Below are 21,905 nucleotides of genomic sequence, written 5' to 3'. Positions count from 1 at the left end.
GACTACAGTCCGTTTTGTGGATGGCTCGAAAACTAGCGGACCGCAGTCCGCTTCGTCAAGTGAGACGCTGGAGATCCTGCGTACCCGCCCGGTCGCCGAGCGCGCCGACGCGGCCAGGAACAGGGAGAAGGTCCTCAAGGCCGCGGCCCGCCTGTTCGCGGAGAAGGGCGTCGAGGCGGTCTCCATGGACACGATCGCGGCGGAGGCGGGAGTCGGAAAGGGCACGTTGTTCCGCCGGTTCGGCGACAAGTCGGGCCTGGCCGTGGCGCTGCTCGACCGGCGGGAGCAGGAGTTGCAGGAGCGCATCCTGTCGGGCCCGCCGCCCCTGGGCCCCGGCGCGCCCGCCGCCGAGCGCCTGGCCGCCTTCATCGCCGCCTACCTGGACTACCTGTTCGCCCACCTCGACCTGGTACGCATGTCGGAGACCGCCAGCCCCGGCGCCCGCTACCGCATCGGCGCCTACCGCTTCTGGCACCGCCACGTCGTCATCCTGCTGACCGAGGCCCGTACCGGCGCCGACGCCGAGGCCCTGTCCCACCTCATGCTCGCCGCCGTCGGCGGCGAACTGGCCCACGTGCTCCAGCAGGAGTACGGCGAGGCCCGCGCCCGCCAGGCGGCCATGGAACTGGCCCGATCCCTGGCTAGTACGTCGCCCTGACCTCGACGATCTCGGCCAGCGGGAACTCCAGGTAGTCGCCGGCCTCCTCGCACCACGCGTCGAGCGCGCTGCCGCGCAGTTCCCCGTGGCTGATCGTGGCGGTCAGCCCGTCGGTGAGCGTGATCCCTGCCCGCACCCCGCGGTCGACCACGAAGCCGAGCAGCGACTGCTGCGCGGTGGGCAGCCGCGAGGCCATCCGGCCGATGACCGCCCAGGTCCGCCCGGCCTGGCCGGTCTGCGCGGAGGAGGCGACCAGCCGCCTGGCGTGCTCGTGGGGGTCGGGCCCCGGCTCGGGGATGAGGTGGGCCGGGTCGTCCATCTCCGACAGTTCGGCGACCTGGCCGCCGGGCAGCAGGATGAGCTTGCCGCCCTGGCGCTCCTCGACGCGGGTACGCCGGATGGCGATCTCGCCGGTGTCGGCCACCGGCACGGGGGAGTAGCCGTGCTCGCGCAGTACCGCCAGCGTGCGCTCGGCCGGCTCGGAGCTGACCAGCACGGTGGGCGCCAGCAGCCGCAGCCCCAGCCTGGCCAGGCGGCGGTGCCCGGCGATCTCGGCCAGCAGCGCCGGGTCGCCGGCCTGCACGATGCAGCCGACCGAGGTCACCGTCACCTCGCCGTGGCGTCTGGCCACGTCGCGGACCATGTACTCCAGCGGCTGCGGGATGGAGCCCACGCCGCTCAGCTCCTCCAGCAGTTCGTCGGCCTCGTAACCGTCGTCGAGCGCGCGGCGCACGCTCTCGGTGGTGAAGCGCCACACCGAGGCGGCGCCCCTGGACTCCCGCTCGGCCACCCGGTCGAGCAGCGCGGCCAGCTCCGAGGAAGGCGGCCCGGTCACCACCGCGGTGAGGTCGGGGCCGAACAGCGCGCTCCTGCGCACGCTGGCCAGGGCCCGCGTGGACGCGCCGACCAGCACCGGATCGTGCTCCACCAGCGGGACGGAGTCGTCGTTCTCGTCGCCCGCCTGGGCGGCCAGGCCGGCCAGGGCCCGGCCGAGGTCGGTCAGGCCGTCGTTGGCCAGCAGTCCGAGCAGCCGCGCCTCGTCGATCACGCCGGCAGCGCACTCGGCCAGCAGCGCCTGGTCGAGCAGGGGCGCGTGCCAGTGCACGTTGCGCACCAGGCTGCCCCGGTCGGCGAAGGCGGTGCCGGAGGGCAGGTGGGCCAGGCCGGTCAGCACGGCTCTGCGTACCCTGGCCACGGAGGAGCCGGACTGGTCGTCGCCGAGCACCGTGCCGTACTTGCCGTCGATCTTCCGCAGCGACGAGCGTTCCATCCGCCACCAGGCCGACAGCAGCACCCGCAGCCGGGCCGAGCCCTCGTCGAGGCGCCAGCGGTCGAAGCGGTCGGTGGGCACCATGCCGCCCGACTGCTCGTCCCAGGCCAGCAGCCTGGAGACCGCGCAGACCTCCAGCAGCAGCCGGGTCTCGTCCTCGTCGCAGCCGGTCTCCTTGGCCACCCTGCGCACCTCGCGGACGCCGACGCCGCCGGTCTTCAGCAGCGGCAGCGGCGTCTTGGAGGTGTTGTCGAGGATGGCGGCGCAGCGCTCGACGACGTGGGGGGCGGCCAGCGTCATCAGGTGGTCGACCTCGGCCGGGTCGATCGGGATCGTGGCCACTTCCGGCGGGTGCGGGGTGAAGGGCGGGTGGTAGTCGGGGCCGCGCAGGCACAGGGCCACCTCGCGGGGCATCTCGGCCAGGTCCCAGCGGGGGCGGTAGAGCAGGCCGTGGTCGGCGGCCCACTTCTCCGGTGTGCCGGGCAGCACGAAGCGGCCGCCCTCGACGCCGCGGACGGGCCCGTCCCAGGCGAACGACTCCAGCAGCTGCCTGGTGCCCTCGGGTGCGTTGGCCAGCATGGCCTCCATGCGGGCCGGGTCGGCCAGGACCTCGGTGGCCCGCACGATCGTGCGGCGCTTGTTGCCGTGGGGCGGCACGCCCAGGTTGCGGGCCATGGCGCGCAGCGCGTCGTTGCTGATCGTCCAGGAGTTGAGGTAGTGGTCGAGCGGCTCGCCCAGGCCGAGCGGGGCGGCCCACCAGCGCGAGACCGCCTCCGACAGATGGATGACGCCCTCGCCGTCGGGCCAGGCCAGCGCGTGGTCGTAGAGGCAGTCGAGCCAGGGGGTGGTCTCCTCGACGGGGACGCCGAGCAGCGCGGAGACGGTGCCGGGCGTGGGCGCGTGGACCACCAGGCAGGCCTGGGCGAGTTCGAGGCAGGGCAGGGGCAGGCCGCGCATCGACTCCATGACGGCGAAGCCGTTGCCGAGGCGCTGCGCCAGCAGGTCGAGGCGGCGCGGCCATGGGGGAGCGATGGCGTCGGGCCGGTTGGCCAGGACGCGGCCGAGCCTGTCTTCGTCGAGTGTTCGCAGCCAGCCGAGCAGGTGATCATCCATCTGTCAGCACTCTCATGGGGGTCGCGCGGGACTCACCGTGAGCCATGACCAACCACGGTAGTGCAGATGACCCGCCGGGATGGGGCTGTCAGGACAGGACTGCCCAGACGATCTTCCCGTGCGGGGCCAGGGCCGACCATCCCCAGCGCAGGCTGAGCGAGTCGACGATGTGCAGGCCCAGGCCGCCGGCGTCGAGGGGGCCCGGGTAGCGCAAGACCGGGACCGACGAGCCCGGGTCGGTGAAGGCGCAGGTGACCAGGGGGCCGCGCCGTACCAGGGACATGTGGACGGGGCGCCGGCCCTGGGGCTCGTTGAGCCGCAGGCCATGGCGCAGGGCGTTGGTCGCCAGCTCGGAGACGACCAGCTCCATGTTCTCGGCCAGCTCCGGCAGGCCCCAGCCGCTCAGCGAGCCGGAGGTGAAGACGCGGGCGGAGTGCACGGAGGGTGCGGCGGGCGGGAGTACGAAGGTGGCGCTCGCGTGGGGGCCGGACACCAGCAGATCACGCGCCGCCTCTGGCCACCAGCCGACCGGGGGCCACCAGTCGAACGTGGTCCATTGGCCGTGCGCCAAGGTGGATTGCACGTTGATCATTCTGGGGCAAACTATCGTGCAGGTGCAAGAGCGAATGCACGTGCAGAAGCACGCGCTGCGCGCTACGGTTGGCCATCAAATGGTCAATCGGCGGGAAAGGGGATCTTGTCCGCGGCCCATGATCTTTCGGCCGTGAAGTGACAGACTGTGTGACAAGGAATCGACCAAGGAGCAGCACGTGTCCATCGATCCGCCGGGTTCAGCTTCGACAGTTCGGCGCATCATGCTCGGGGCGAGCCTGAGGCGCCTGCGCGAGGATTGCGGACTTGACCGCGGCCAGGCCGGCTTCCACATCCGGGCGTCCGAGTCCAAGATCAGCCGGATGGAGCTCGGCCGCGTCGGGTTCAAGACACGTGACGTTGAAGACCTGCTCACGCTGTACGGCGTCAGCGACGACGCCGAGCGGCGAGCGCTGCTGGAGATGGTCCGCGAGGCCAACACCCCGGGATGGTGGCACAAGTACTCCTCCGTCCTGCCCGGTTGGTTCACCACATATGTGGGGCTGGAGGAGGCCGCGAGCGTGATCCGCACCTACGAGGTGCAGCACGTGCCCGGTCTGCTGCAGACGGCCAACTACGCGCGGTCCGTCTACCGGCTCGGCAACCCCGATGCAACCTCCGAAGAGATAGAAAGCCGCGTGCATCTGCGCTTACAGCGGCAAGAGCGCTTCACCCAGAAGGACGGCCCGCGTCTGTGGGCGGTCATCGACGAAGCGACGCTCATGAGGACCATCGGCGGGAGAGACATCATGGCCGAGCAGCTCCAGCACCTGCTGGAGGTCGCCGCCCTCCCCAACATCACCATTCAGGTGATGCCCTTCAGGTACGGCATGCACGCCGCTGAAGGTGGCGCGTTCAGCATCTTGCGGTTTCCCGAGTCCGATTTGTCGGACGTCGTATACGTCGAACAGCTCTGGGGTGCCCTGTACCTCGACAAGCGTGAGGACGTCGACCCGTACCTCACCGCTATGGAGCAGTTGTGCGTGGAGAGCACCACGCCAGGGGGCACCGTGGAGCTCATCGGCGGTCTTCTCAGAAAGATCTAGATGAAGCACACGTATAACGGCATGCCCGCGGCCGACCTCAAGCAGGTGGCCTGGCGCAAGAGCCGCTACAGCAACTCGCAGGGCAACTGCGTGGAGCTCGCCGAGCTCCCCGACGGGGGTATCGCCATGCGCAACTCGCGTTTCCCCGACGGGCCGGCCCTGATCTACACCCGCGATGAGATCCGGGCGCTCATGCTCGGGGTGAAGGACGGAGAGTTCGACGGCCTCCTGGTTTAACGTCATTTTTACCTCCGGCGCCGCCGCGTAACGGCGGCGCGCCGGGGGTGTAATGGGCCGGACCTCGCGCGCTGTGAGGATCGCTCCATGCTCGACCAGCTGACCCTTTACCCGATCGCCGACGACGTGCTCTTCGCGCCCGGCGGCAAGGTCGTCGTCCGCACGTACGGCGTGGCCCCGGCCCACGGTTCCGTCTCCTATCGCACGTGGGTGACCGGCATCCGCGACCAGCCGCGCTACTGGCACTGGGGGCACTTCGAGGACGCGGCCTCGGGTCACCGGCGTGTCCTGGAATGGCTCACCGGGCGCGGCCCGCAGCCGGTCCCGGCCTGATAGCGTGTCTGCCAAGCAAACGCTTGGCAGAGGCGAGGTGGCGTGGTGCGGCGTGGCATCTACCTGCTCGAAGAGGTCGACTTCCGGCCCATGAACTCCCGCAGGCCGATGGAGTACCTCACCTGGCTGACCCGCTACAAGCGCGAGGACCAGAGCAGGCGCGAGCCATCCCTGACCGAGGGCATGTCGATCCGGTCACGCGAGATCGACCTGGTCGGCGCGTTCTACGCGGTCGGCATCACCGGCCACCCGCAGTTCAAGGCCGTCACGCTCTGGGACTGCCACGGCGGCTGGGACGGCGGCTGGCGGCAGATGATGGAGATCTACCAGGGCGTCGACGACCGGCTCTTCCTGTCCGACATCGACGACCTGCGCTTCTCCGCCTTCTCCCGCCCGCTCGGCGCCGCGCCCGGCTCGCCCGCCCTGTCCGACCTGGTGGCCGAGGGCTACGGGGCGGAGTTCTACCTGTTCGAGAGCTCCCGCGTACGCCCCGGCGCCGCCCTGGACTACCTGGAGGCGGTCCGCACCGAGCGCGCCCCGATCCTCGCCGACCACGGCCACCGGCTGGTCGGGCTCTACGAGGTGCTGTTCTGCGACACCGAGGCGGTCACCGTCTGGGGCATGTCGCTCGACGCCCACCTGGCCGCGCAGCGCGCCCACGACGCCGCGCTGGGCCTGGACGACGAGGCCGAGGCCGACGACCGGCTGCCCGGCTGGCGTAAGCGCGCCCGCGACTTCCTGGAGGGGCCCTGGCGGGAGACCGTGCTCTCGCCCTTCCCCGGTAGCAAGCTGGCACTCGACGCGGAGCGCCCGCGGACGTAGCGTCGGGCTGCGGAGGTGTCCCCAATGACGGACCCGTACCTCTTCAACGGTCGCAGTCCCGACGAGCACGTGGCCGAGTGCGCCGAGTGCACGGCGGCGATCGCGCTCGTGGAGCGGCCCGGCCACGCGCAGGCGCCGCCGGCCAGGTTGCGCGAACGCGTGCTGTCCAGGGCGCGGGGGCGCAGGCAGCCGGCGACGGCGGAGGTGGCGGCGGTAGCCGTACCGTACGCCACGCAGGTGGCGCTCATGGACGAGCTGCTCGCCGAGCTGAGCGTGCCCCAGTGGGACGCGCCGGTGCCCAAGCACGGCACCGTGCGCGCGATGGTCGAGCACCTGGCCGCCAACGACGCGCGGGTGGCGCAGTTCATGGGCGTGCGGGCGCGGGAGGCGCCGGTGCACCGGCGCTGGCGCGAGCAGGCGGGCGCGCTGCTCGAACGGGTCGCCGGGGGCGCGCACGCGCTGCTCGGCGTCGAGGTCGCGCTGGCCGGGACGCGTCCCGCGCGCGGGTCGCTGCGCCAGGCGATGGTGCAGCGGGCGTTCGAGACCTGGACGCACGCCGAGGACATCAGGGCCGCCGTCGGCCGCCCCCGCGGCGCGCCGCCCGCCGGCGAGCACCTGCGGCAGATCGTGGAGTTCGGGCTGGGCATGCTGCCGAGGGCGCTGAAGGGGCCGCGCCGGCACGTCTCGGCCACGTTCGTGCTGACCGGTCCCGGCGGCGGCACCTGGACGGTGCCGCTGGCCGAGCCGTCCGAGCGGGTCGCGGTCCTGCTGTCGGCCGAGGCCGCCGGGTTCTGCACGCTGCTGGCGGGGCGGGCGCGCGAGTTCCCCTACGCCGCCGAGGGCGACCCCGGGCTCGCCCGCGACCTCGTCGCCGCCGCGGCCACGCTGGGCTGCGACTGATGGCCGAGGACGAGGATCTGCGCGCCCGGCTCCTGTGCGGGGACCTGCTTGCGCTGGAGGCCGCCTACGACCTGCACGCCCCTTCCGTGTACGGCGTCGCCGTCCGGGTCACCGGCAGCGCGGCGACCGCGGAGGAGATCACCGAAGAGGTGTTCGCCGCCCTGTGGGAGCGGCCGGGCTCCTACGACCCGCGGCACGGCACCCTGCGGGCCTGGCTGGTCACCAGGAGCCTGCACGAGTCGGCCCTGCGCAGCACGGTCAGCTGAGTACCGGGGCGTTCCAGTTGAGCACCACCGGCTCGGCGTGTTCGAAGCCGAGCTTGGAGTAGGTGCCGGTGTCCAGGCGGAACAGGCGCCCGTCCTCGGGCGGGAGCCCGAGCCAGCGCGCGGCCAGCACGCGCAGGAAATGACCGTGCGCCACCAGGGCCACCTCGCCGTCGGCCGCCCTGGCGCGCGCGATCACCCGGTCGGCGCGGGCGCCCACCTGGGCGGCGCTCTCGCCGGGATGCTCGGCGTCGCCGGGGATCACGCCGTCACGCCACAGGTACCAGCCGGGCCGGGTCTCCCGGATCGTGGCCGTGGTGATGCCCTCGTAGCCGCCGTAGTCCCACTCCCACAGATCCGGATCCACCTCGTAGTCGGTCAAACCGGCGAGCTCGGCCGTACGTCTGGCCCGTTGCGCCGGGCTCACCAGCGCCAGGTCGAAACCGTTGCCCTTCACCAGCGGTGCCAGGGCCGCGGCCTGGCCCTCGCCGTGCGTGGTCAGCGGCAGGTCGGTGCGGCCGGTGTGCCTGCCGTTCTTGCTCCACTCGGTCTCGCCGTGCCTGAGCAGCAGTAGTTCCCTCATGCACCCATCAAACCAGGACGCCATCGGCCGACTTCCCGCCAGGTCAGGCCAGGTCCTCCACCACGGGGGCGAACGTGTCGAGGTCCCGCTCGTGGTGGAGGACGAAGTAGGTGAGGCCGTGCTCGTCGCGCCAGTGGCGTAGCTTGTCGCGGATGTCGTGGCGGGTCCCGCGCAGCACCTGCGGGGTCTCGGCCATGGCCGAGGTGTCGGCGTGGCTCCACGACTCCGGCCCGCCCTCGCCGAGCTCCAGGATGCTCGTGCCCAGCTCGACCGGGCGCGACGCGGCGGCCTCCCGGACGGCGGCGATCTTGGCCACGAAGGCGTCCAGGCCGCCGTCGGCGGGATCGGGTCCCGAGCCGTCGGCGCGCACGCGGGTCGCCAGGTTGATCGAGTCGGCCTCGCGCGCGGCCAGGCGCAGCAGGCGCGGCCCGCCGCCGGCCAGCAGCAGCGGCGGGTGCGGGCGCTGGACCGGCTTCGGGTGCAGGTCGAGGGCGTCCACGCGGTAGTGGGCGCCCTCATGGCTGAACGGCCCCTCACCCCACAGCCCCTTCAGTACGGCCAGCGCCTCCGCCAGCCGTTCCACCCGCACCCCCGGCGGATCCAGGACCCGCCCGGCCGCCGTGTAGTCGGCGGCCAGCCAGCCCGTCCCGATGCCCGGCTCGGCCCGGCCGTCGGAGAGCACGTCGAGCGTGGCCAGTTCCTTGGCCAGCGCGGCCGGGTGGCGGAAGTCGTTGGCCAGGACCATCGTGCCGAGCCGCAGCCGGGTGGTGGCCGTGGCCGCCGCCGCGAGGGCGGGCAGCGGGGCGAAGCGCGCGCCGACGAGGTGGTCCGGGACGAGCATCACGTCGAAGCCCGAGGACTCCAGCCTCCTGGCCTGCTCGGCCCACGCCTTGGCCGAGTCCGCGTGCCGTACGACCGCACCGAACCTGAAGGGACGCATGCGGCAATCCAAACAAGCGCTTGGCTGAGAAGCAAGAGTGGCTAGACTTACCAAGCGCTTGCTACCAATATCGGGTACATGGACATCCAGGTACGGCAGGCGACCGCCGACGAGATCACCGCCTTCCAGGACCAGGGGTGGGTACGGCTGGCGCGCCTGGTGGACCCGGCCGGCGCGGCCGAACTGCGCGAACGCGCCCAAGCCCACCTGGCCGCCCGCCCGAAGGACGGAACCACCGCCGTCGACCAGGCCTTCGGCCAGTCCCGCGACATCGCCGAGCGCGACGCCGCCTTCGGCGCACTGGCCAGGAGCCCCGCCATCGCGGCGAGTGCCGCCGCCATGCTCCACGGCGTCGCCGCCGTGCGCGTGCAGGTCACGAACCTACTGGTCAAAGAGCCGGGCGAGCACGGCTCCACCGTGTTCCACCAGGACTTCCCGTGGATGCCGATGGACCGCTCGGCCATGCTCACCGTCTGGCTCGCGCTCGCGGACGTGCCCGCCGACATGGGCGCGCTGCGCTTCTACACCGGCTCCCACCGGCACGGCCTGCTCGGGCGCAGTTTCGTCGGCGCCGGCGACGACCAGCTCAGCCAGCACCCCTGGCTGAAGGAGCTGGAGCTGTCGCCGCCGCTCGACCTCAAGGCCGGCGACGCGACCGTGCACCACGCGCTGACCGTGCACGGCGCGCCGGCCAACCGGCGCGAGGCGGCCCGCCTGTCGTTCACCGCCACCTACTTCGACGCCGACGCCCTCTACACCGGCGCGCCGTACGGGCAGACCGACGGGCTCGGCCTGACCGTCAACCGGCCCTTCGACCACCCGAGGTTCCCGTGCCTGAGACCGTGAGAGGTTCCCGTGCCTGAGACCACCCGAGGTTCCCGTGCCTGAGACCGTCAGAGGGCCGGTCGCCGATCTCGGGGCGACGCTGATGCACGAGCACGTCTTCGGCCTCAGCCCGGAGATCCTCTGGAACTGGCCGGACATCCCCGAAGGCTGGGACCTGGAGGCCCGCGCCCGCGAGGCCGCGGCCAAGCTCGACGCGCTGAAGGCCGAGGGCATCGACTCGATCGTCGACCTGACCGTGCTCGGGCTGGGCCGGTACGTGCCGGCCGTCCAGCGGGTGGCCGAGCTGACCTCGGTCAACATCGTGGCCGCCACCGGGCTCTACACCTACGACGCGCTGCCGCCGTACTTCGGCAACCGGGGGCCCGGCTCGTTGTTCGGCGGGCCCGACCGGCTGGCGGAGTTCTTCGTGCGTGACATCGCCGAGGGCATCGGGCGTACCGGCGTGAAGGCCGCCATGCTCAAGTGCGCGACCGACCGGCCGGGCATGACCGCGGGCTGCGAGCGGGTCTTCCGCGCGGTCGCCGAGGCGCACGCGGAGACCGGCGCGCCCATCACCACCCACAGCCACGAGCCGGGCGGCCTGGACCAGCAGCGCCTGCTGGCCGCCTGCGGCGTGGACCTCACGCGCGTGGTCATCGGGCACGCCGGCGACTCCACCGACCTGCACTACCTCGAAGAGCTCCTCGCCGCCGGCTCCTACCTGGGCATGGACCGCTTCGGCATCGCGACCATCAGCACGTTCGAGGACCGCGTGGCGGTCGTGGCCGCGCTCTGCGAGCGGGGCCACGCCGGGCGGATGGTGCTGTCCCACGACTCCTACTGCTTCAACGACCGCTTCGACGCCGACGTCGTACGGCGCCGCCACCCCGACTACCACCTCCTGCACATCTCCCGCGACGTCCTGCCCGAGCTGCGCAAGCGCGGCGTCACCGAGGACCAGATCCGCCAGATGCTGGTCGACAACCCGCGAAGGATCTTTGGGTGACTCCTCCGTTCCCCGAGGGGAGCGGCTTCTCGCTAAGCCGCTTCCGCTGCCTGGCGAAGGGCAAGCCCTGCCCTCAGAATGTTCGTGGCCGCGTTCACGTCGGCGTGTGCGGTGTGCCCGCACGCCGTGCATCGGAACGTGGCTTGGGTGAGGCGGTTCTCCTTCGCGCTGTGCCCGCAATGTGGGCAGGTGCGGGAGGTGTTGCGGGGATCGACTGCGATCAGCTCTCGACCGGCGCTTTCAGCCTTGTGCGCGAGGATCGTCAGGAACACCCCCCAACCCGCGTCCAGGATCGAACGGTTGAGGCCGGACTTCTGGGCCACCTTGCGGCCGGGCGCCTGGATCGTGCCCGAGGCGCAACGGGTCATGTTCGCGATCCGCAGGTTCTCGTGCACGATCACGTCGTAGGCGCGGACCAGCGCGAGCGCCGTCTTGTGCGCGCCGTCGAGCCGTTGACGACGGACCTTGAGGTGCAGCGCTGCGACACGGGCCACGGTCTTGCGCCGCCGTTTGGACCCGCGCCTTTTGCGAGCCAGGTCCTGCTGTGCGGCGGCGAGTCGGCCGGCGGTCGCCGCGAGGTGGCGCGGGTTGGTGACGTGCTCGCCGTCCGACGTCGTGATCAGCGACGCCACGCCCATGTCGAGGCCTGCGGCCGCGCCGGTTGCGGGCAGTGGTGCGGCAGGTACGTCGTCGCACGACAGCACCACATACCAGCGCGGGCCCTCCCGCTTCACGCTGATCGTCTTCACCGTGCCCAGGACGCGGCGGTGCCGATGGACCCGCACCTGCCCGATGCCCCGCAACCGCACGTAGGTCGCGGCCGGGTGCTCGGGCTGGGAGTCCCACCGGCAGCCATCGCCGTCCTTGGGCCACTCCACCGAGTTGAACCAGCCCTTGCCTTTGAAGCGTGGGAAACCCGGCGTCCGGCCCTTGCCGACCCGGGTGAAGAACGCGCGGAACGCCTTGTCCAGACGTCGCAGAGTGGACTGCTGGGAGGAGAACGACCAACGTGCCTGCCCGTCGGGATCGTCGGCGCGGATGTGCGTCAACTCACCCGACTGCTCGCCGTAGCGGATCGAGACACCCGCCCTGCGGAAGGCGATGCGGCGGTGTTCCAAGGCCGCGTTGTAGAGCTGCCGGTGGTCCTCCAGGCACGCGGCCAGTGCCGCGGCCTGCTTGGCGGTGGGACGCAGCAGGAACTTAAACGACCTGCGCACATCCACCTCCCCCGCCCGGCCTCGTCCACGTCACGCTATCGCCACGCACCGACAAAACCGGAAAGAGATCTGCGATGCGCAGACCAGGCAGGCCAAAGCATTGGCCTCTCACTCACGATTCCCCGACGGCCAGAGCCTTCACTCCCCTCAGGAGGATCTGATGGACTTCGACGTCAGCTCCGACTGGCACGTCGCCGACCCCTACGGCTTCCTGAGACGGCTGCGCCGCGAGGACCCCGTCTTCCGCAGCGAGCACCTGGGCGCGTACGTGCTGACCAGGCACGCCGACGTGCGCGCCGCCTACGGCGACCCCAGGCGTTTCTCCTCCGAGGGGTCGCTGACGATCTCGCGCAGCCTCACCGAGCGCACGCGCGAGAAGCTGGGCGAGCACGGCTCGTTCCTGTCCAGCTTCGTGGCCAACGTGGACCCGCCGGACCACACACGGCTGCGCAGGTCGGTCTCGCGGGCGTTCACGCCGCGCGCGGTCGCCGCGCTGGAGCGGCGCTTCCGCGAGCTCAACGAGGACCTTCTGGACCGGATCGAGGCCAGGGGCGAGGCGGACTTCGTGCGCGATCTCGGCCACGAGCCGTCGGTCAAGCTGACCGCCGGCTTCATCGGGGTGCCGGAGGCGGACGAGGGGTTCGTGCGGGCGCATGTCAAGGACTGGTTCCAGCTCTTCCTGTCGCCGCAGCCGCCGGAGCGCCAGCTCGTGCTGGCCGACAGCTTCCTGGAGTACCTGGACTACGTGGACCGCCTCGTCGCCGCCCGCGCCCGCGAGCCGCGCGACGACTTCACCTCGCTGATGACCGGGCTGATCGGGAAGGAGCTGTCGCACCGTGAGGTGGTCGAGCTGATCTCCACGATCCTGCTCGGCGGCAACGACACCGTCCCCAACCAGCTCGGCAACAGCGTGCTGCGGCTGCTGCGCGAGGGGATCTGGCCGGTGCCGCCGGAGAAGCTGACCGCCGCGGTCGAGGAGTGCATGCGCATCGACGGGGCCTCGCTGGGTTCCTTCCGGTACGCCACGTCCGACATCACGCTGCACGGGGTGACGATCCCGGCCGGGTCGCTCGTGCTGCTGTCCACCGACTCGGCCGCCCACGACGAGGCCGTCTTCGCCCATCCCGACACCTTCGACCTCGACCGGCCCAACGCCGACGCGCACATGGTCTTCGGCTACGGCATCCACTTCTGCGTGGGGGCGGCGCTGGGGCGGCTGCAACTGCGTACCGCGCTGGAGGTGCTGGGACGGCGGCTGCCCGGCCTGCGCCTGGTTCCGGGGCCCGTGGTCTACCGGACGTCGATCGTCGGTCGAGGGCTGACCGAATTGCCGGTTAAATGGTGACATGGAACCGGTGAGGGTCGGGTTGGTCGGGGCAGGTCCGTGGGCGGAGATGGCGCACGCGCCGATGCTGGCCCAGAGCCCGGAGATCGAGTTCGCCGGGGTCTGGGCCCGCCGGCCGGAGGCCGCCGCCCGGCTCGGGGCGCCGGTGTTCGAGCGGATCGAGGACCTGTTCGACGCGTGTGAGGCGGTGTGTTTCTGCGTGCCGCCGGCCGTACAGGCCGAGCTGGGGGTGAAGGCGGCGCGGGCGGGCAAGGCGCTGCTGCTGGAGAAGCCCCTCGCCGACTCCCTGGACGGCGCCCAGCGGCTGGCCGACGCGGTCGCCGAGACGGGCGTGGCCTCCCAGATGCTGCTCACGCTGCGGTACGCCCCGCAGGCCCGCGAGTTCCTGGCCCGGTGCGCCGAGATCGAGCCGTTCGGCGGGCACGCCGTCAACGTCAGCGACGTGCTGAACGGCGAGCATGCGTTCGGCACCCCGTGGCGGCTTCAGCGCGGCGCGCTGCTCGACGTCGGCCCGCACGTCATCGACCTGCTCGACGCCGCGCTCGGCCGGGTGACCGGCGTGCGCGCGCACGGCGACCCGCTCGGCTGGGTCGGGCTGCTGCTCGACCACGAGGGCGGCGCCGTGAGCGAGATCTCCCTGAGCATGGCCGGCGCCGGCGACCTGCCGCCCTCGACGTTCGCCGTCTACGGGCGCAAGGGCAACGTGACGCTCCCGCACTTCGACGACGACCCCCTGGACGTGGTGGCCGCCGAGTTCGCCCAGACCGTACGGCAGGGCGGCGGGCACCCCCTGGACGCCGCCCACGGACTGCGGCTGCAGCGCATCATCTCCGAGGCGGAGAATCAAGTCACCACCCCTTGACTCCGACCAGCTTCGGAGAATTGATAGCGTTTGTCCGACGCGCAGTGTCGCAGCGAAGTCCGGTGTGAGTCCGGCGCTGTCCCGCAACTGTCAAAGCCAGGTCGCCTGCCACCGCGCCGACGTCATCAACCCTCGTGGAAAAGGGTGATCCGTCGCTTGACCGCGGGTCTCTCGGTTCCGATCTGAAAGGACTCCTCGTGAGGCCCGTACGCACGGCCTTCGCGGGCGCGCTGCTGGGAACGCTCGTCCTGACCGCCTGCGGTCAGACCGGCACGACCACCACCTCGTCCGCCCCGCCCACCAGTTCGTCGGCCACGCCCGCCCCCGCCGCCGCGGCCGGCTTCCCCGTCACGATCGAGGCGGGCAACGGCTCCGTCACGCTGGCGAAGAAGCCCGAGCGGATCATCTCGCTGTCCGCCGCCCACACCGAGACGCTCTTCGCGATCGGCGCCGGCCCGCAGGTGATCGCCGCCGACGACCAGTCGAACTATCCGCCCGAGGCCCCCAAGAGCGACCTGTCCGGGTTCAAGCCCAACGTCGAGGCCATCGTCGCCAAGAAGCCCGACCTCGTCGTGCTGTCCAACGACCAGGACAAGATCGTCGCCGAGCTGGGCAAGCTGAACGTGCCCGTCCTGCTCGAACCGGCTCCCACGAAGATCGACGAGGCCTACGACGAGATCGCCGACCTCGGCGCGGCCACCGGCAACAAGGACAAGGCCGACCAGGTCGTGACCGGCATGAAGGCCGAGCTGGACAAGCTCGCCGCCGCCGCGCCCAAGGACAAGAAGCTCACCTACTACCACGAGCTCGACCAGACCCCCTACGCCGCGACGTCCAGCACCTTCATCGGCCAGATCTACTCGATCTTCGGCATGACCAACATCGCCGACAAGGCCCCCGGCGCCGCCGGCGGCTACCCCAAGCTCTCGGCCGAGTTCGTCGCCCAGTCCGACCCCGACCTGATCTTCCTGGCCGACGTCAAGTGCTGCCAGCAGAACAAGGACACGCTGGCCAAGCGGCCCGGCTGGAAGGGCCTGTCGGCCATCAAGAACGACCAGGTCGTCCTGCTCGACGACGACATCGCCTCCCGCTGGGGCCCGCGCGTCGTCGACCTGGCCAAGGCCATCGGCGACGCGGTGAACAAGGCGGCCGCGAAGTAGTGCTCGACACGCAGCTCAGGCCCGCACGGGCGCGGCCGCTCTGGGTGGCGGGCGCGCTCGCCGTGCTCGCCGCCAGCATGGTCGCCGGCCTGCTCGGCGGCGCCGCCGGCATCTCGCCGTGGCAGGTCGTGCTCCAGGCGCTGGACTGGCTGCCGTTCGTCGAGATCGACTCCGGCCTCGCGCCGATCGAGAAGGGCCTGTTGTACGAGCTGCGCCTGCCCAGAGTCCTGGTCGCGGCCGTGGTCGGCGGCCTGCTCGCCATGGCGGGCGCCGGGTACCAGGGCGTCTTCCGCAACCCGCTGGCCGACCCGTACCTGCTCGGCGCGGCCGCGGGCGCCGGGCTCACCACGACCCTGGTGATCGTGATGGTTCCGGCGCCGGTCCTGACCATCCCCGTCGCCGCGTTCGTCGGCGCGATCGGCGGCGTCATGCTGGCCTTCGCGCTCGGCAACACCGCCGGGCGCTCCGGCGGCACCGCCACCCTGGTGCTGGCCGGAGTCGCCGTCACCTCCTTCCTCACCGCCATCCAGACGTTCGTGCAGCAGTTCAAGGTCGAGGAACTGCAGCGCATCTACTCCTGGATCCTCGGCGACGTCGGCGGCGGCTGGGACCAGTTCTGGCTCGTTCTGCCCTACGCCGCCGTCTCGTCGGCCGCGCTGCTCGTGCACGGGCGCATGCTCGACGTGCTGTCCGTGGGCGACGACGAGGCGACCGCGCTCGGGGTGCGCGCCTCCCGCGTACGGCTGGCCGTCCTGCTGGCCGCCTCCCTCGCCACCGCCGCGGCCGTCGCGGTCAGCGGCCTGATCGGCTTCGTCGGCATCGTCGTCCCGCACGTCGTGCGCAGGCTCGCCGGCGGCTCCTACCGGATCGTGCTGCCGCTGTCGCTCATCGGCGGCGCCGCCTTCCTCGTCCTGGCCGACCTGCTCGCCCGCACCGTCATCGCCCCCGCGGAACTCCCCATCGGCGTGGTGACCATGTTCATCGGCGCGCCGTTCTTCGTGGCCGTGCTCCGCATGACCCGCAGGACCTCGACATGATCGGCGTCTGCGGCCTGTCGGTCACGCTCGGCGAGCGCGAGGTGCTCTCCGACGTCACCCTCCAGGTACGGCGCGGCGAATGGCTGGCCGTCATCGGCCCCAACGGCGCCGGCAAGTCGACGCTGCTCAAGGCCGTCATGGGCATCGTCGGCCACCGCGGCGAGGTGTCGATCGACGAGCGCCCCGCCGCTTCGCTCAAGCCCAGGGCCAGGGCCCGCCTGGTCGCCTACGCCCCCCAGACGCCGGCCCTGCCGCCCGACATGACCGTCTCGGAGTACGCGCTGCTGGGCCGCACGCCGTACATCCCCTATCTGGGGCGGGAGAGCCGCCACGACCGGGAGGTCACCGCGTCCGTCCTGGAACGGCTCGACCTGGGCGCCTTCGCCGGCCGGCGGCTGGGCGAACTGTCCGGCGGCGAGCGCCAGCGCGTCGTCCTGGCCAGAGCCCTGGCCCAGCAGGCGCCCATCCTGCTGCTCGACGAGCCGACCACCGCCCTCGACCTCGGCCACCAGCAGCAGGTGCTCGAACTCGTCGACCGCCTGCGCCTGGCCGACGGCCTCACCGTCGTCTCCACCCTGCACGACCTCACCGTCGCCGGCCAGTACGCCGACACCCTCCTCCTGCTCGCCGAGGGCCGCGCCGCCGCGCACGGCAAGCCCGTCCAGGTGCTCACCGAGGCGCTCGTGGGGCGGCACTTCGACGCCCATGTCAAGATCGAACCGGGTCCGGACGGGCGCCCCGTCGTCCACCTGATCCGAGGAGGACCGTGAACCTCTCCTACCGCGCCGAGGACGGCGTCCGTCTCGGGTCGCTGCTGTGGGAGCTGGGGCCCGGCTGGCGGACGATCTCCTCGGCCATGCTCGGCGGCGGCATCGGCCCCCGCTCCTGGATCCTGAACGCCCAGGTCGTGGCCGGGTACTCACGCATGGACCCGGTCGACCACCTCACGGCGCTCGGCCCAGGCGGCTCGGGGGTCGGCATGATGACCGCCGCCTCCGTCGACCGCGTCGAGACCGCCGCCGACGGCGGCGCGACCGCCTGGGCCACGGTCGGCCTGCGCGTCCCCACCTGGGCCGCCGCGCCCCCCGACGTCGTGGACCCGGAACTCGCCCCGATCCGCGTGGGCACGATCAACATCGTCGTGGTGGCGCCGGTGGCGATGACCGACGCCGCCCTGGTCAACACCGTGATGACGGTAACGGAGGCCAAGGCGCAGGCACTGGCCGAAGCCGGCTTCCCCTGCACCGGAACCGCCTCGGACGCGGTCTGCGTGGCCGTCCGCTCCTCGGGCCCGGAGGAACTCTTCGGCGGCCCCCGCTCCGACTGGGGCTCCCGCATGGCCCGCGCCGTCCACACCGCCGTCCGCACCGGCGCCGAAAAGTGGCGACCCCATGACGGAAAGTGACGGAAACCCGGATACTGAGTAGATGACCACTAGGGCAGTTCCCGAACCGACCGAGACGAGTACGGTTCTTCCGGGAAGACCGCCGTTCACCGTCGATGACCTGCTGCGCTTCCCCGACGACGGGAACCGCTACGAGCTCTTCGACGGGAGCCTACTGGTAAGCCCTGCCCCCACTCCCCTCCACCAGTTCTCCATCCTCCGGCTGGTGCGCTTGCTCGAAGAAGCCGCGCCGCCGGCGCTGGAGCCATTGTCGACGGTGAATCTCAGGGTGACCGAGAGGGATTGCTTCATCCCTGACGTCGTGGTTGTGCCGCTGGCTGCGGTGGAAGCCAATGAGTTGATGTTCGCCCCGGCGGACATCCTGCTCGCCGTGGAGGTGGTCAGCCCGAGCACGAGAACGCGTGACCGCTCCACCAAACCCACGGTGTATGCCGAGGCGGGTATCCCCTCCTACTGGCGGATCGAGCCAGAAGCTCTCTACGTCTACACCCTCGACGACGCCACCTACGCGGGCCCCGAGATCTACAAGGCGGGAGAGGTCGCGCGGCTCAACGCGCCCTATGAGGTCGCCTTCGACCCCGGCGATCTGGTCAAGCCGCGCGGGGCGTAGTCCCGGTGGGCGCCGTGTTCGGTGATGTGGCCCGAACGGAGGTCGGCCTCCACCTCCTCGCGGGGGCGGTCAGAGGGCGGGCCCAGGCCGCCGCCGCCCGTGGTCTCGACGATGAACGCCTCGCCCTCCGTGAACAGGACGTTGTTCACCTTTGACGCCAGGCGTTCGACCGTTCCGTCCAGGTTTCGTCTGAAGAAGCCGCCCAGACGGCCCGGCCTGCCGCCTTCGCGGCCCGGGGGCGGGATGCGCAGGCGGTCGCCGCGGGTGGTGACGTGGCAGGCCGTAAGGAAGCGGTAGACGGTGCGCGTGCCCAGGCCGCCTCGCCAGCGTCCCGGGCCGCCGGAGTCCGGGATGGTCTCCACCGACTCCACCACCAGCGGGCACCGGCTCTCCACCGGCTCGGCCTGCGGCACCGAGTTGCGGCCGATGCCGAAGTGCACGCCGGTCGCGTCCGGGCCGTCCAGGCCGCGCCGCGCGCCCACGCCGCCGAATTCGTAGGAAAGGTGGATCCAGTACGGCGCGCCCACCGCGGCGATCGAGAACGGCTGCAGAATCCCGCTGGCCGCGATCGCCCGTTCCGGCACCGCCTCGGACAACGCCTGGATGACCGCCTCCATCGCCGCGTAGATCGGTACGAACCGGCCGCCGCACGGGTAGGGGGAGCGGGCGTTCAGCAGGGAGCCCTCGGGCAGGCGGATGTCCAGGGCGCGCAGGCAGCCCTCGTTCATGGGGATCGACGGGTCCAGGAAGCAGCGCAGCGCGAACACCGCCGCGGCCAGCGACTGCGACGCCGAGGCGTTGATGGCCGCGGGCACCTGCGGGCCGGTGCCCGCGAAGTCGAGCACGGCGCCACGGCCCGTCAGCGTGACCGCGACCCGGACGTGGTGCGGGGTGTCAGGGTCCAGGCCGTCGTCGTCGATGGGGTACGCGGCGGTGAAGCGGCCACGCGGCAGCGCGGCCAGGGCTGCCCGGGTCCTTTCCTCGGTGTAGTCCAGATAGCCGGCTATGCCGCCGGCCAGGCCGGCTTCGCCGTACTCCTGGATGAGGGCGCGCAGGCGGGTCGCGGCGACGGCGGTCCCGGCCACGAGCGCGCGGACGTCGCCCATGACCTTGTCCGGGGTACGGCTGTTCGCGCGCAGCACCGCCTCCACCGCCGGCACCACGCCCTCGTCGGTGGCCAGGAGGATCGGGGGGAGTTGCAGGCCCTCCAGGAAGATGTCGGTGGCCAGCGGTGCCATGCCGCCCGCCGACAGCCCGCCCAGGTCGGAGACGTGGATCATGGTGGCGGTGAAGTAACGCGGGACGCCGCCGACGAAGACGGGGCGGAAGACGAGCAGGTCGTTGGTGTGGACGCCGCCCCGGTAGGCGTCGTTGGTGACGTAGACGTCGCCGTCGCGCATGTCCGGGTGGTCCTTGCGCACCTCGGGCAGGGCGACCTTGAGCGCCATGCTGTTCATGAGCGTGGTGGCCATGGAGTGCGCGATCAGGGCGCCGCCGGCGTCGAGGATCGCGGCGGAGGCGTCGGAGCCCTCGACGATGAAGGTGGAGTAGGCCGAGCGCACGACGACGATGCTCGCCTCCTCGGCGGCCACGACCAGCGCGTGGCGCAGCACTTCGGCGGTCAGGTCCATGCGGCCGGGTCCAATGCGTGCTTCAGGTGTACGGCTCCCGCCCCGCCGAGGCGGGCGCGCCAGCCGGGCGGGACGACGATGGTGGCCTCCGGGTCCTCGATGACGGCCGGGCCGTCCAGGGTGGTGAAGGTGGCGCGCGTGTGCACCGGGACCTCGACGAGGCCGCCGAGGTACACGGTCCTGCTCGCCGGAGACGCCGCGGGGCTCTCCGCACGGATGCCGCCCGGCGCAGGGGTCTCGGCTTCGTGGGTCACGCGGACGCGGTAGCCCACGTGCTCGGTCGGGCCTTGCTGGGCTATGCCGTACACCTGCGTGTATTTCGCGAAGAAGCGGGCGGACAGCGTGCCGGGGTCGTCGCTCCACTCCACGGTCAGGTCGTGCGCCTGGCCCGTGAAGCGCACGTCGGCCAGCCGCGTGACCTTCAGCTCTGGCAGGGGGAGGCCGAGGTCGTGCGCCGCCTCCTCGGCGAGTTCGGCGAAGATCCGGGCCGGGTCGGGCGCGGACAGGGCGGAGCGGACACGTTCCGTCGCCGGCACCGCCGTCAGCAGGCCCGCCGCCGAGGCCACGCCGCAGTGCGCGGGCACCAGCACGTCCGTGATGCCGAAGCGCTCGGCCACCCGGCAGGCGTGCATCGGACCCGCCCCGCCGAAGGCCACCAGCGTGAAGCCGCGCGGGTCGATGCCGCGCTGCACGGTGACGACGTGCACCGCCGACGCCATCGACGCGCACACGATCTCGTGCACGGCCTGCGCCGCCTCCTCCGCCAGCACCCCGAGCGGCACCGCCAGCCGTTGCATGGCCTTCACCGCCAGCGCCCGCGACAACGGGATCGACGCCGAGGACAGAAAGCCGAGCACGAGGTTGGCGTCGGTGACCGTCGGGTCGGAACCGCCCAGGCCGTAGCAGGCGGGCCCGGGGGAGGAGCCGGCAGACCGCGGACCAACGCGCAGCGCGCCCGCCTCGTCCACCCACGCGATGCTGCCGCCACCGGCACCCACCTCGGCCAGGTCGATGGCGGGTGTCTTGATCGGCACGCCGGTGCCGGCGCGCCGCCCGCCGAAGCTGCCCTTGCCGCCGACGTGGAACTCGCGGGTCAGTTCCGGGACGCCGTCGCGCACCAGGCAGGCCTTGGCGGTGGTACCGCCCATGTCGAAGGAGATGACCGCGGGCAGCCCGCTCGCCGCGGCGGCCAGGACTCCGGCGGCCGGGCCCGACTCGATCGTGGCCACCGCGCGGCGGGCGGCGAGCTCGGCGGAGATGACGCCGCCGGCGGAGTCCATGACGTGCACGGGGGCGTCGATGCCCAGCTCGAGCAGGCTGCCGCGCAGGCGGCTGAGATAGTCGGACATGAGCGGGCCGATGTAGGCGGACATGATCGTGGTCGTGGCGCGCTCGTACTCGCGGATCTCCGGCCACACCTCGCTGGAGACGGCCACGTTCGGGACGCTCTCGCGCAGGATCGCGGCGACCTGGCGTTCGTGCACGGGGTTGGCGTAGGAGTGCAGCAGGCAGACGGCGGCCGAGGTGATGCCCCGGGCGGCGATGACGGTGGCGGCCCGCCGTACCGAATCAAGATCCAGGGGAGTGAGTACGGCGCCGCGGCTGGAGACGCGCTCGGCCACCTCGAAGCAGTCCTCGGCGGCGACCGGCGGCGGGGGCGGGGTGAAGCGCAGGTCGTAGCGGTCCTCCTCGACGCGGGCGTAGCGGCCGAGGGGGATGACCGAGCGGAATCCGCGGGTGGTGACGAAGGCGACGCGCGCGCCCTTGCGCTCCAGGACGGCGTTGGTGGCCAGCGTGGTGGCGTGGACGACCCTGGTCACCTCGGACGGGTCGGTGAGGACCCGGCGGATGCCCGCCGTTACGCCTGATACCGGATCGTCATGGGTGCTGAGTACCTTGGCCACCACGGTCCGGCCGTCGGATCCGCGCCGCACCACATCGGTGAAGGTGCCGCCCACGTCGACGGCGATCACGTAGCTCATCGGGTTCACCGTAGGTTGCCTAGCAAGCGCTTGTCTATGTGCCGGGACCTTGACTTATGCCGGGTGGTT

Annotated in this window: 23 protein-coding genes; 16 read left to right on the top strand and 7 right to left on the bottom strand. The window is 71.8% G+C overall.

Annotation, left to right across the window (positions count from 1 at the left end):
- Positions 1-16 precede the first annotated feature (16 nt).
- On the top strand, positions 17-658 hold the full coding sequence (locus tag ACFWY5_RS10980) for a TetR/AcrR family transcriptional regulator (RefSeq protein WP_379631380.1): 642 nt from the start codon (positions 17-19) through the stop codon (positions 656-658).
- Here ACFWY5_RS10980 and ACFWY5_RS10975 read toward each other — a convergent pair.
- Positions 642-3,041 (bottom strand): helicase-associated domain-containing protein, encoded by a 2,400-nt coding sequence (locus tag ACFWY5_RS10975; RefSeq protein WP_379626766.1) that lies wholly within the window; start codon positions 3,039-3,041, stop codon positions 642-644. The two genes, ACFWY5_RS10980 and ACFWY5_RS10975, sit on opposite strands and share 17 nt — an antisense overlap.
- 88 nt (positions 3,042-3,129) lie before the next feature.
- Entirely contained in the window at positions 3,130-3,633 is a 504-nt protein-coding gene (locus tag ACFWY5_RS10970) for an ATP-binding protein (RefSeq protein WP_379626764.1), read from the bottom strand.
- 223 nt (positions 3,634-3,856) lie between these two features.
- Between ACFWY5_RS10970 and ACFWY5_RS10965 the strand changes: the two genes are divergently transcribed.
- From ACFWY5_RS10965 to ACFWY5_RS10940, 6 genes are all read left to right on the top strand, one after another.
- Positions 3,857-4,678 carry a helix-turn-helix transcriptional regulator gene (locus tag ACFWY5_RS10965; protein ID WP_184970964.1) on the top strand — a complete coding sequence of 274 codons (822 nt, stop codon included), beginning with the start codon at positions 3,857-3,859 and terminating at the stop codon, positions 4,676-4,678.
- The gene (locus tag ACFWY5_RS10960; RefSeq protein WP_184970552.1) at positions 4,679-4,915 is read left to right on the top strand and encodes a DUF397 domain-containing protein; all 237 of its coding nucleotides are present in this window, start codon (positions 4,679-4,681) and stop codon (positions 4,913-4,915) included.
- An 87-nt stretch (positions 4,916-5,002) separates the two neighbouring features.
- Positions 5,003-5,248, top strand: coding sequence for a hypothetical protein (locus ACFWY5_RS10955; RefSeq protein WP_379626762.1), 246 nt, complete (start codon positions 5,003-5,005; stop codon positions 5,246-5,248).
- A gap of 45 nt (positions 5,249-5,293) precedes the next feature.
- Positions 5,294-6,070: a hypothetical protein gene (locus ACFWY5_RS10950; RefSeq protein WP_379631378.1), complete on the top strand. Its 777-nt coding sequence runs from the start codon at positions 5,294-5,296 to the stop codon at positions 6,068-6,070.
- 24 nt (positions 6,071-6,094) lie between these two features.
- Positions 6,095-6,970, top strand: a complete 876-nt coding sequence (locus ACFWY5_RS10945) for a maleylpyruvate isomerase family mycothiol-dependent enzyme (RefSeq protein ID WP_379626758.1) — start codon at positions 6,095-6,097, stop codon at positions 6,968-6,970.
- A complete protein-coding gene (locus ACFWY5_RS10940) occupies positions 6,970-7,236 on the top strand; it encodes a sigma factor (protein ID WP_379631376.1) in 267 nt (88 codons plus the stop codon). Before ACFWY5_RS10945 ends, ACFWY5_RS10940 begins: the two co-directional genes overlap by 1 nt.
- Here ACFWY5_RS10940 and ACFWY5_RS10935 read toward each other — a convergent pair.
- Entirely contained in the window at positions 7,229-7,816 is a 588-nt protein-coding gene (locus ACFWY5_RS10935; RefSeq protein WP_379626755.1) for a histidine phosphatase family protein, read from the bottom strand. The genes ACFWY5_RS10940 and ACFWY5_RS10935 overlap by 8 nt on opposite strands.
- A gap of 43 nt (positions 7,817-7,859) precedes the next feature.
- On the bottom strand, positions 7,860-8,756 hold the full coding sequence (locus ACFWY5_RS10930; RefSeq protein ID WP_379631374.1) for a TIGR03621 family F420-dependent LLM class oxidoreductase: 897 nt from the start codon (positions 8,754-8,756) through the stop codon (positions 7,860-7,862).
- A 78-nt stretch (positions 8,757-8,834) separates the two neighbouring features.
- On the opposite strand from ACFWY5_RS10930, the gene ACFWY5_RS10925 reads away from it, so the two are divergent.
- Both ACFWY5_RS10925 and ACFWY5_RS10920 read left to right on the top strand, forming a co-directional pair.
- Positions 8,835-9,602: a phytanoyl-CoA dioxygenase family protein gene (locus tag ACFWY5_RS10925; protein ID WP_379626751.1), complete on the top strand. Its 768-nt coding sequence runs from the start codon at positions 8,835-8,837 to the stop codon at positions 9,600-9,602.
- A 34-nt stretch (positions 9,603-9,636) separates the two neighbouring features.
- Positions 9,637-10,587 (top strand): phosphotriesterase, encoded by a 951-nt coding sequence (locus tag ACFWY5_RS10920; RefSeq protein WP_379631372.1) that lies wholly within the window; start codon positions 9,637-9,639, stop codon positions 10,585-10,587.
- 32 nt (positions 10,588-10,619) lie between these two features.
- Here the strand turns inward: ACFWY5_RS10920 and ACFWY5_RS10915 are convergent, their stop codons facing one another.
- Entirely contained in the window at positions 10,620-11,810 is a 1,191-nt protein-coding gene (locus ACFWY5_RS10915; RefSeq protein WP_379631370.1) for an RNA-guided endonuclease InsQ/TnpB family protein, read from the bottom strand.
- A 154-nt stretch (positions 11,811-11,964) separates the two neighbouring features.
- Here ACFWY5_RS10915 and ACFWY5_RS10910 point away from each other — a divergent pair, with 154 nt between their 5' ends.
- From ACFWY5_RS10910 to ACFWY5_RS10880, 7 genes are all read left to right on the top strand, one after another.
- Entirely contained in the window at positions 11,965-13,149 is a 1,185-nt protein-coding gene (locus ACFWY5_RS10910) for a cytochrome P450 (protein WP_379631368.1), read from the top strand.
- Position 13,150: 1 nt separating this feature from the next.
- Positions 13,151-14,011 carry a Gfo/Idh/MocA family protein gene (locus ACFWY5_RS10905; protein ID WP_379631366.1) on the top strand — a complete coding sequence of 287 codons (861 nt, stop codon included), beginning with the start codon at positions 13,151-13,153 and terminating at the stop codon, positions 14,009-14,011.
- 197 nt (positions 14,012-14,208) lie between these two features.
- The gene (locus tag ACFWY5_RS10900) at positions 14,209-15,171 is read left to right on the top strand and encodes an ABC transporter substrate-binding protein (RefSeq protein WP_379626741.1); all 963 of its coding nucleotides are present in this window, start codon (positions 14,209-14,211) and stop codon (positions 15,169-15,171) included.
- On the top strand, positions 15,171-16,208 hold the full coding sequence (locus ACFWY5_RS10895; RefSeq protein WP_379626739.1) for a FecCD family ABC transporter permease: 1,038 nt from the start codon (positions 15,171-15,173) through the stop codon (positions 16,206-16,208). The genes ACFWY5_RS10900 and ACFWY5_RS10895 overlap by 1 nt, the downstream gene beginning before the upstream one ends.
- Positions 16,205-16,978, top strand: coding sequence for an ABC transporter ATP-binding protein (locus tag ACFWY5_RS10890; protein WP_379631364.1), 774 nt, complete (start codon positions 16,205-16,207; stop codon positions 16,976-16,978). The genes ACFWY5_RS10895 and ACFWY5_RS10890 overlap by 4 nt, the downstream gene beginning before the upstream one ends.
- Positions 16,975-17,613 (top strand): adenosylcobinamide amidohydrolase, encoded by a 639-nt coding sequence (locus tag ACFWY5_RS10885; RefSeq protein ID WP_379626735.1) that lies wholly within the window; start codon positions 16,975-16,977, stop codon positions 17,611-17,613. Before ACFWY5_RS10890 ends, ACFWY5_RS10885 begins: the two co-directional genes overlap by 4 nt.
- 22 nt (positions 17,614-17,635) lie before the next feature.
- The gene (locus tag ACFWY5_RS10880) at positions 17,636-18,223 is read left to right on the top strand and encodes a Uma2 family endonuclease (protein ID WP_379631362.1); all 588 of its coding nucleotides are present in this window, start codon (positions 17,636-17,638) and stop codon (positions 18,221-18,223) included.
- Here ACFWY5_RS10880 and ACFWY5_RS10875 read toward each other — a convergent pair.
- Together ACFWY5_RS10875 and ACFWY5_RS10870 are read right to left on the bottom strand one after the other, a co-directional pair.
- The gene (locus ACFWY5_RS10875) at positions 18,172-19,854 is read right to left on the bottom strand and encodes a hydantoinase B/oxoprolinase family protein (protein ID WP_379631360.1); all 1,683 of its coding nucleotides are present in this window, start codon (positions 19,852-19,854) and stop codon (positions 18,172-18,174) included. The two genes, ACFWY5_RS10880 and ACFWY5_RS10875, sit on opposite strands and share 52 nt — an antisense overlap.
- Positions 19,845-21,836 carry a hydantoinase/oxoprolinase family protein gene (locus ACFWY5_RS10870; protein WP_379631359.1) on the bottom strand — a complete coding sequence of 664 codons (1,992 nt, stop codon included), beginning with the start codon at positions 21,834-21,836 and terminating at the stop codon, positions 19,845-19,847. Before ACFWY5_RS10870 ends, ACFWY5_RS10875 begins: the two co-directional genes overlap by 10 nt.
- Between the last annotated feature and the right edge of the window lie 69 nt (positions 21,837-21,905).

The sequence above is a fragment of the Nonomuraea sp. NPDC059007 genome (genome assembly GCF_042740555.1).
In the GTDB taxonomy this organism is placed as follows: Bacteria; Actinomycetota; Actinomycetes; order Streptosporangiales; family Streptosporangiaceae; genus Nonomuraea.
This window is presented reverse-complemented; position numbering and strand designations above follow the sequence as displayed.

Excerpts from the sequence above, each read along its gene's own strand:
- ACFWY5_RS10975 (WP_379626766.1), bottom strand. The coding sequence starts at position 3,041 with ATGGATGATCACCTGCTCGGCTGGCTGCGAACACTCGACGAAGACAGG.
- ACFWY5_RS10970 (WP_379626764.1), bottom strand. The coding sequence starts at position 3,633 with ATGATCAACGTGCAATCCACCTTGGCGCACGGCCAATGGACCACGTTC.
- ACFWY5_RS10965 (WP_184970964.1), top strand. The coding sequence starts at position 3,857 with ATGCTCGGGGCGAGCCTGAGGCGCCTGCGCGAGGATTGCGGACTTGAC.
- ACFWY5_RS10960 (WP_184970552.1), top strand. The coding sequence starts at position 4,679 with ATGAAGCACACGTATAACGGCATGCCCGCGGCCGACCTCAAGCAGGTG.
- ACFWY5_RS10955 (WP_379626762.1), top strand. The coding sequence starts at position 5,003 with ATGCTCGACCAGCTGACCCTTTACCCGATCGCCGACGACGTGCTCTTC.
- ACFWY5_RS10945 (WP_379626758.1), top strand. The coding sequence starts at position 6,095 with ATGACGGACCCGTACCTCTTCAACGGTCGCAGTCCCGACGAGCACGTG.
- ACFWY5_RS10940 (WP_379631376.1), top strand. The coding sequence starts at position 6,970 with ATGGCCGAGGACGAGGATCTGCGCGCCCGGCTCCTGTGCGGGGACCTG.
- ACFWY5_RS10935 (WP_379626755.1), bottom strand. The coding sequence starts at position 7,816 with ATGAGGGAACTACTGCTGCTCAGGCACGGCGAGACCGAGTGGAGCAAG.
- ACFWY5_RS10930 (WP_379631374.1), bottom strand. The coding sequence starts at position 8,756 with ATGCGTCCCTTCAGGTTCGGTGCGGTCGTACGGCACGCGGACTCGGCC.
- ACFWY5_RS10925 (WP_379626751.1), top strand. The coding sequence starts at position 8,835 with ATGGACATCCAGGTACGGCAGGCGACCGCCGACGAGATCACCGCCTTC.
- ACFWY5_RS10910 (WP_379631368.1), top strand. The coding sequence starts at position 11,965 with ATGGACTTCGACGTCAGCTCCGACTGGCACGTCGCCGACCCCTACGGC.
- ACFWY5_RS10905 (WP_379631366.1), top strand. The coding sequence starts at position 13,151 with ATGGAACCGGTGAGGGTCGGGTTGGTCGGGGCAGGTCCGTGGGCGGAG.
- ACFWY5_RS10890 (WP_379631364.1), top strand. The coding sequence starts at position 16,205 with ATGATCGGCGTCTGCGGCCTGTCGGTCACGCTCGGCGAGCGCGAGGTG.
- ACFWY5_RS10880 (WP_379631362.1), top strand. The coding sequence starts at position 17,636 with ATGACCACTAGGGCAGTTCCCGAACCGACCGAGACGAGTACGGTTCTT.
- ACFWY5_RS10875 (WP_379631360.1), bottom strand. The coding sequence starts at position 19,854 with ATGGACCTGACCGCCGAAGTGCTGCGCCACGCGCTGGTCGTGGCCGCC.
- ACFWY5_RS10870 (WP_379631359.1), bottom strand. The coding sequence starts at position 21,836 with ATGAGCTACGTGATCGCCGTCGACGTGGGCGGCACCTTCACCGATGTG.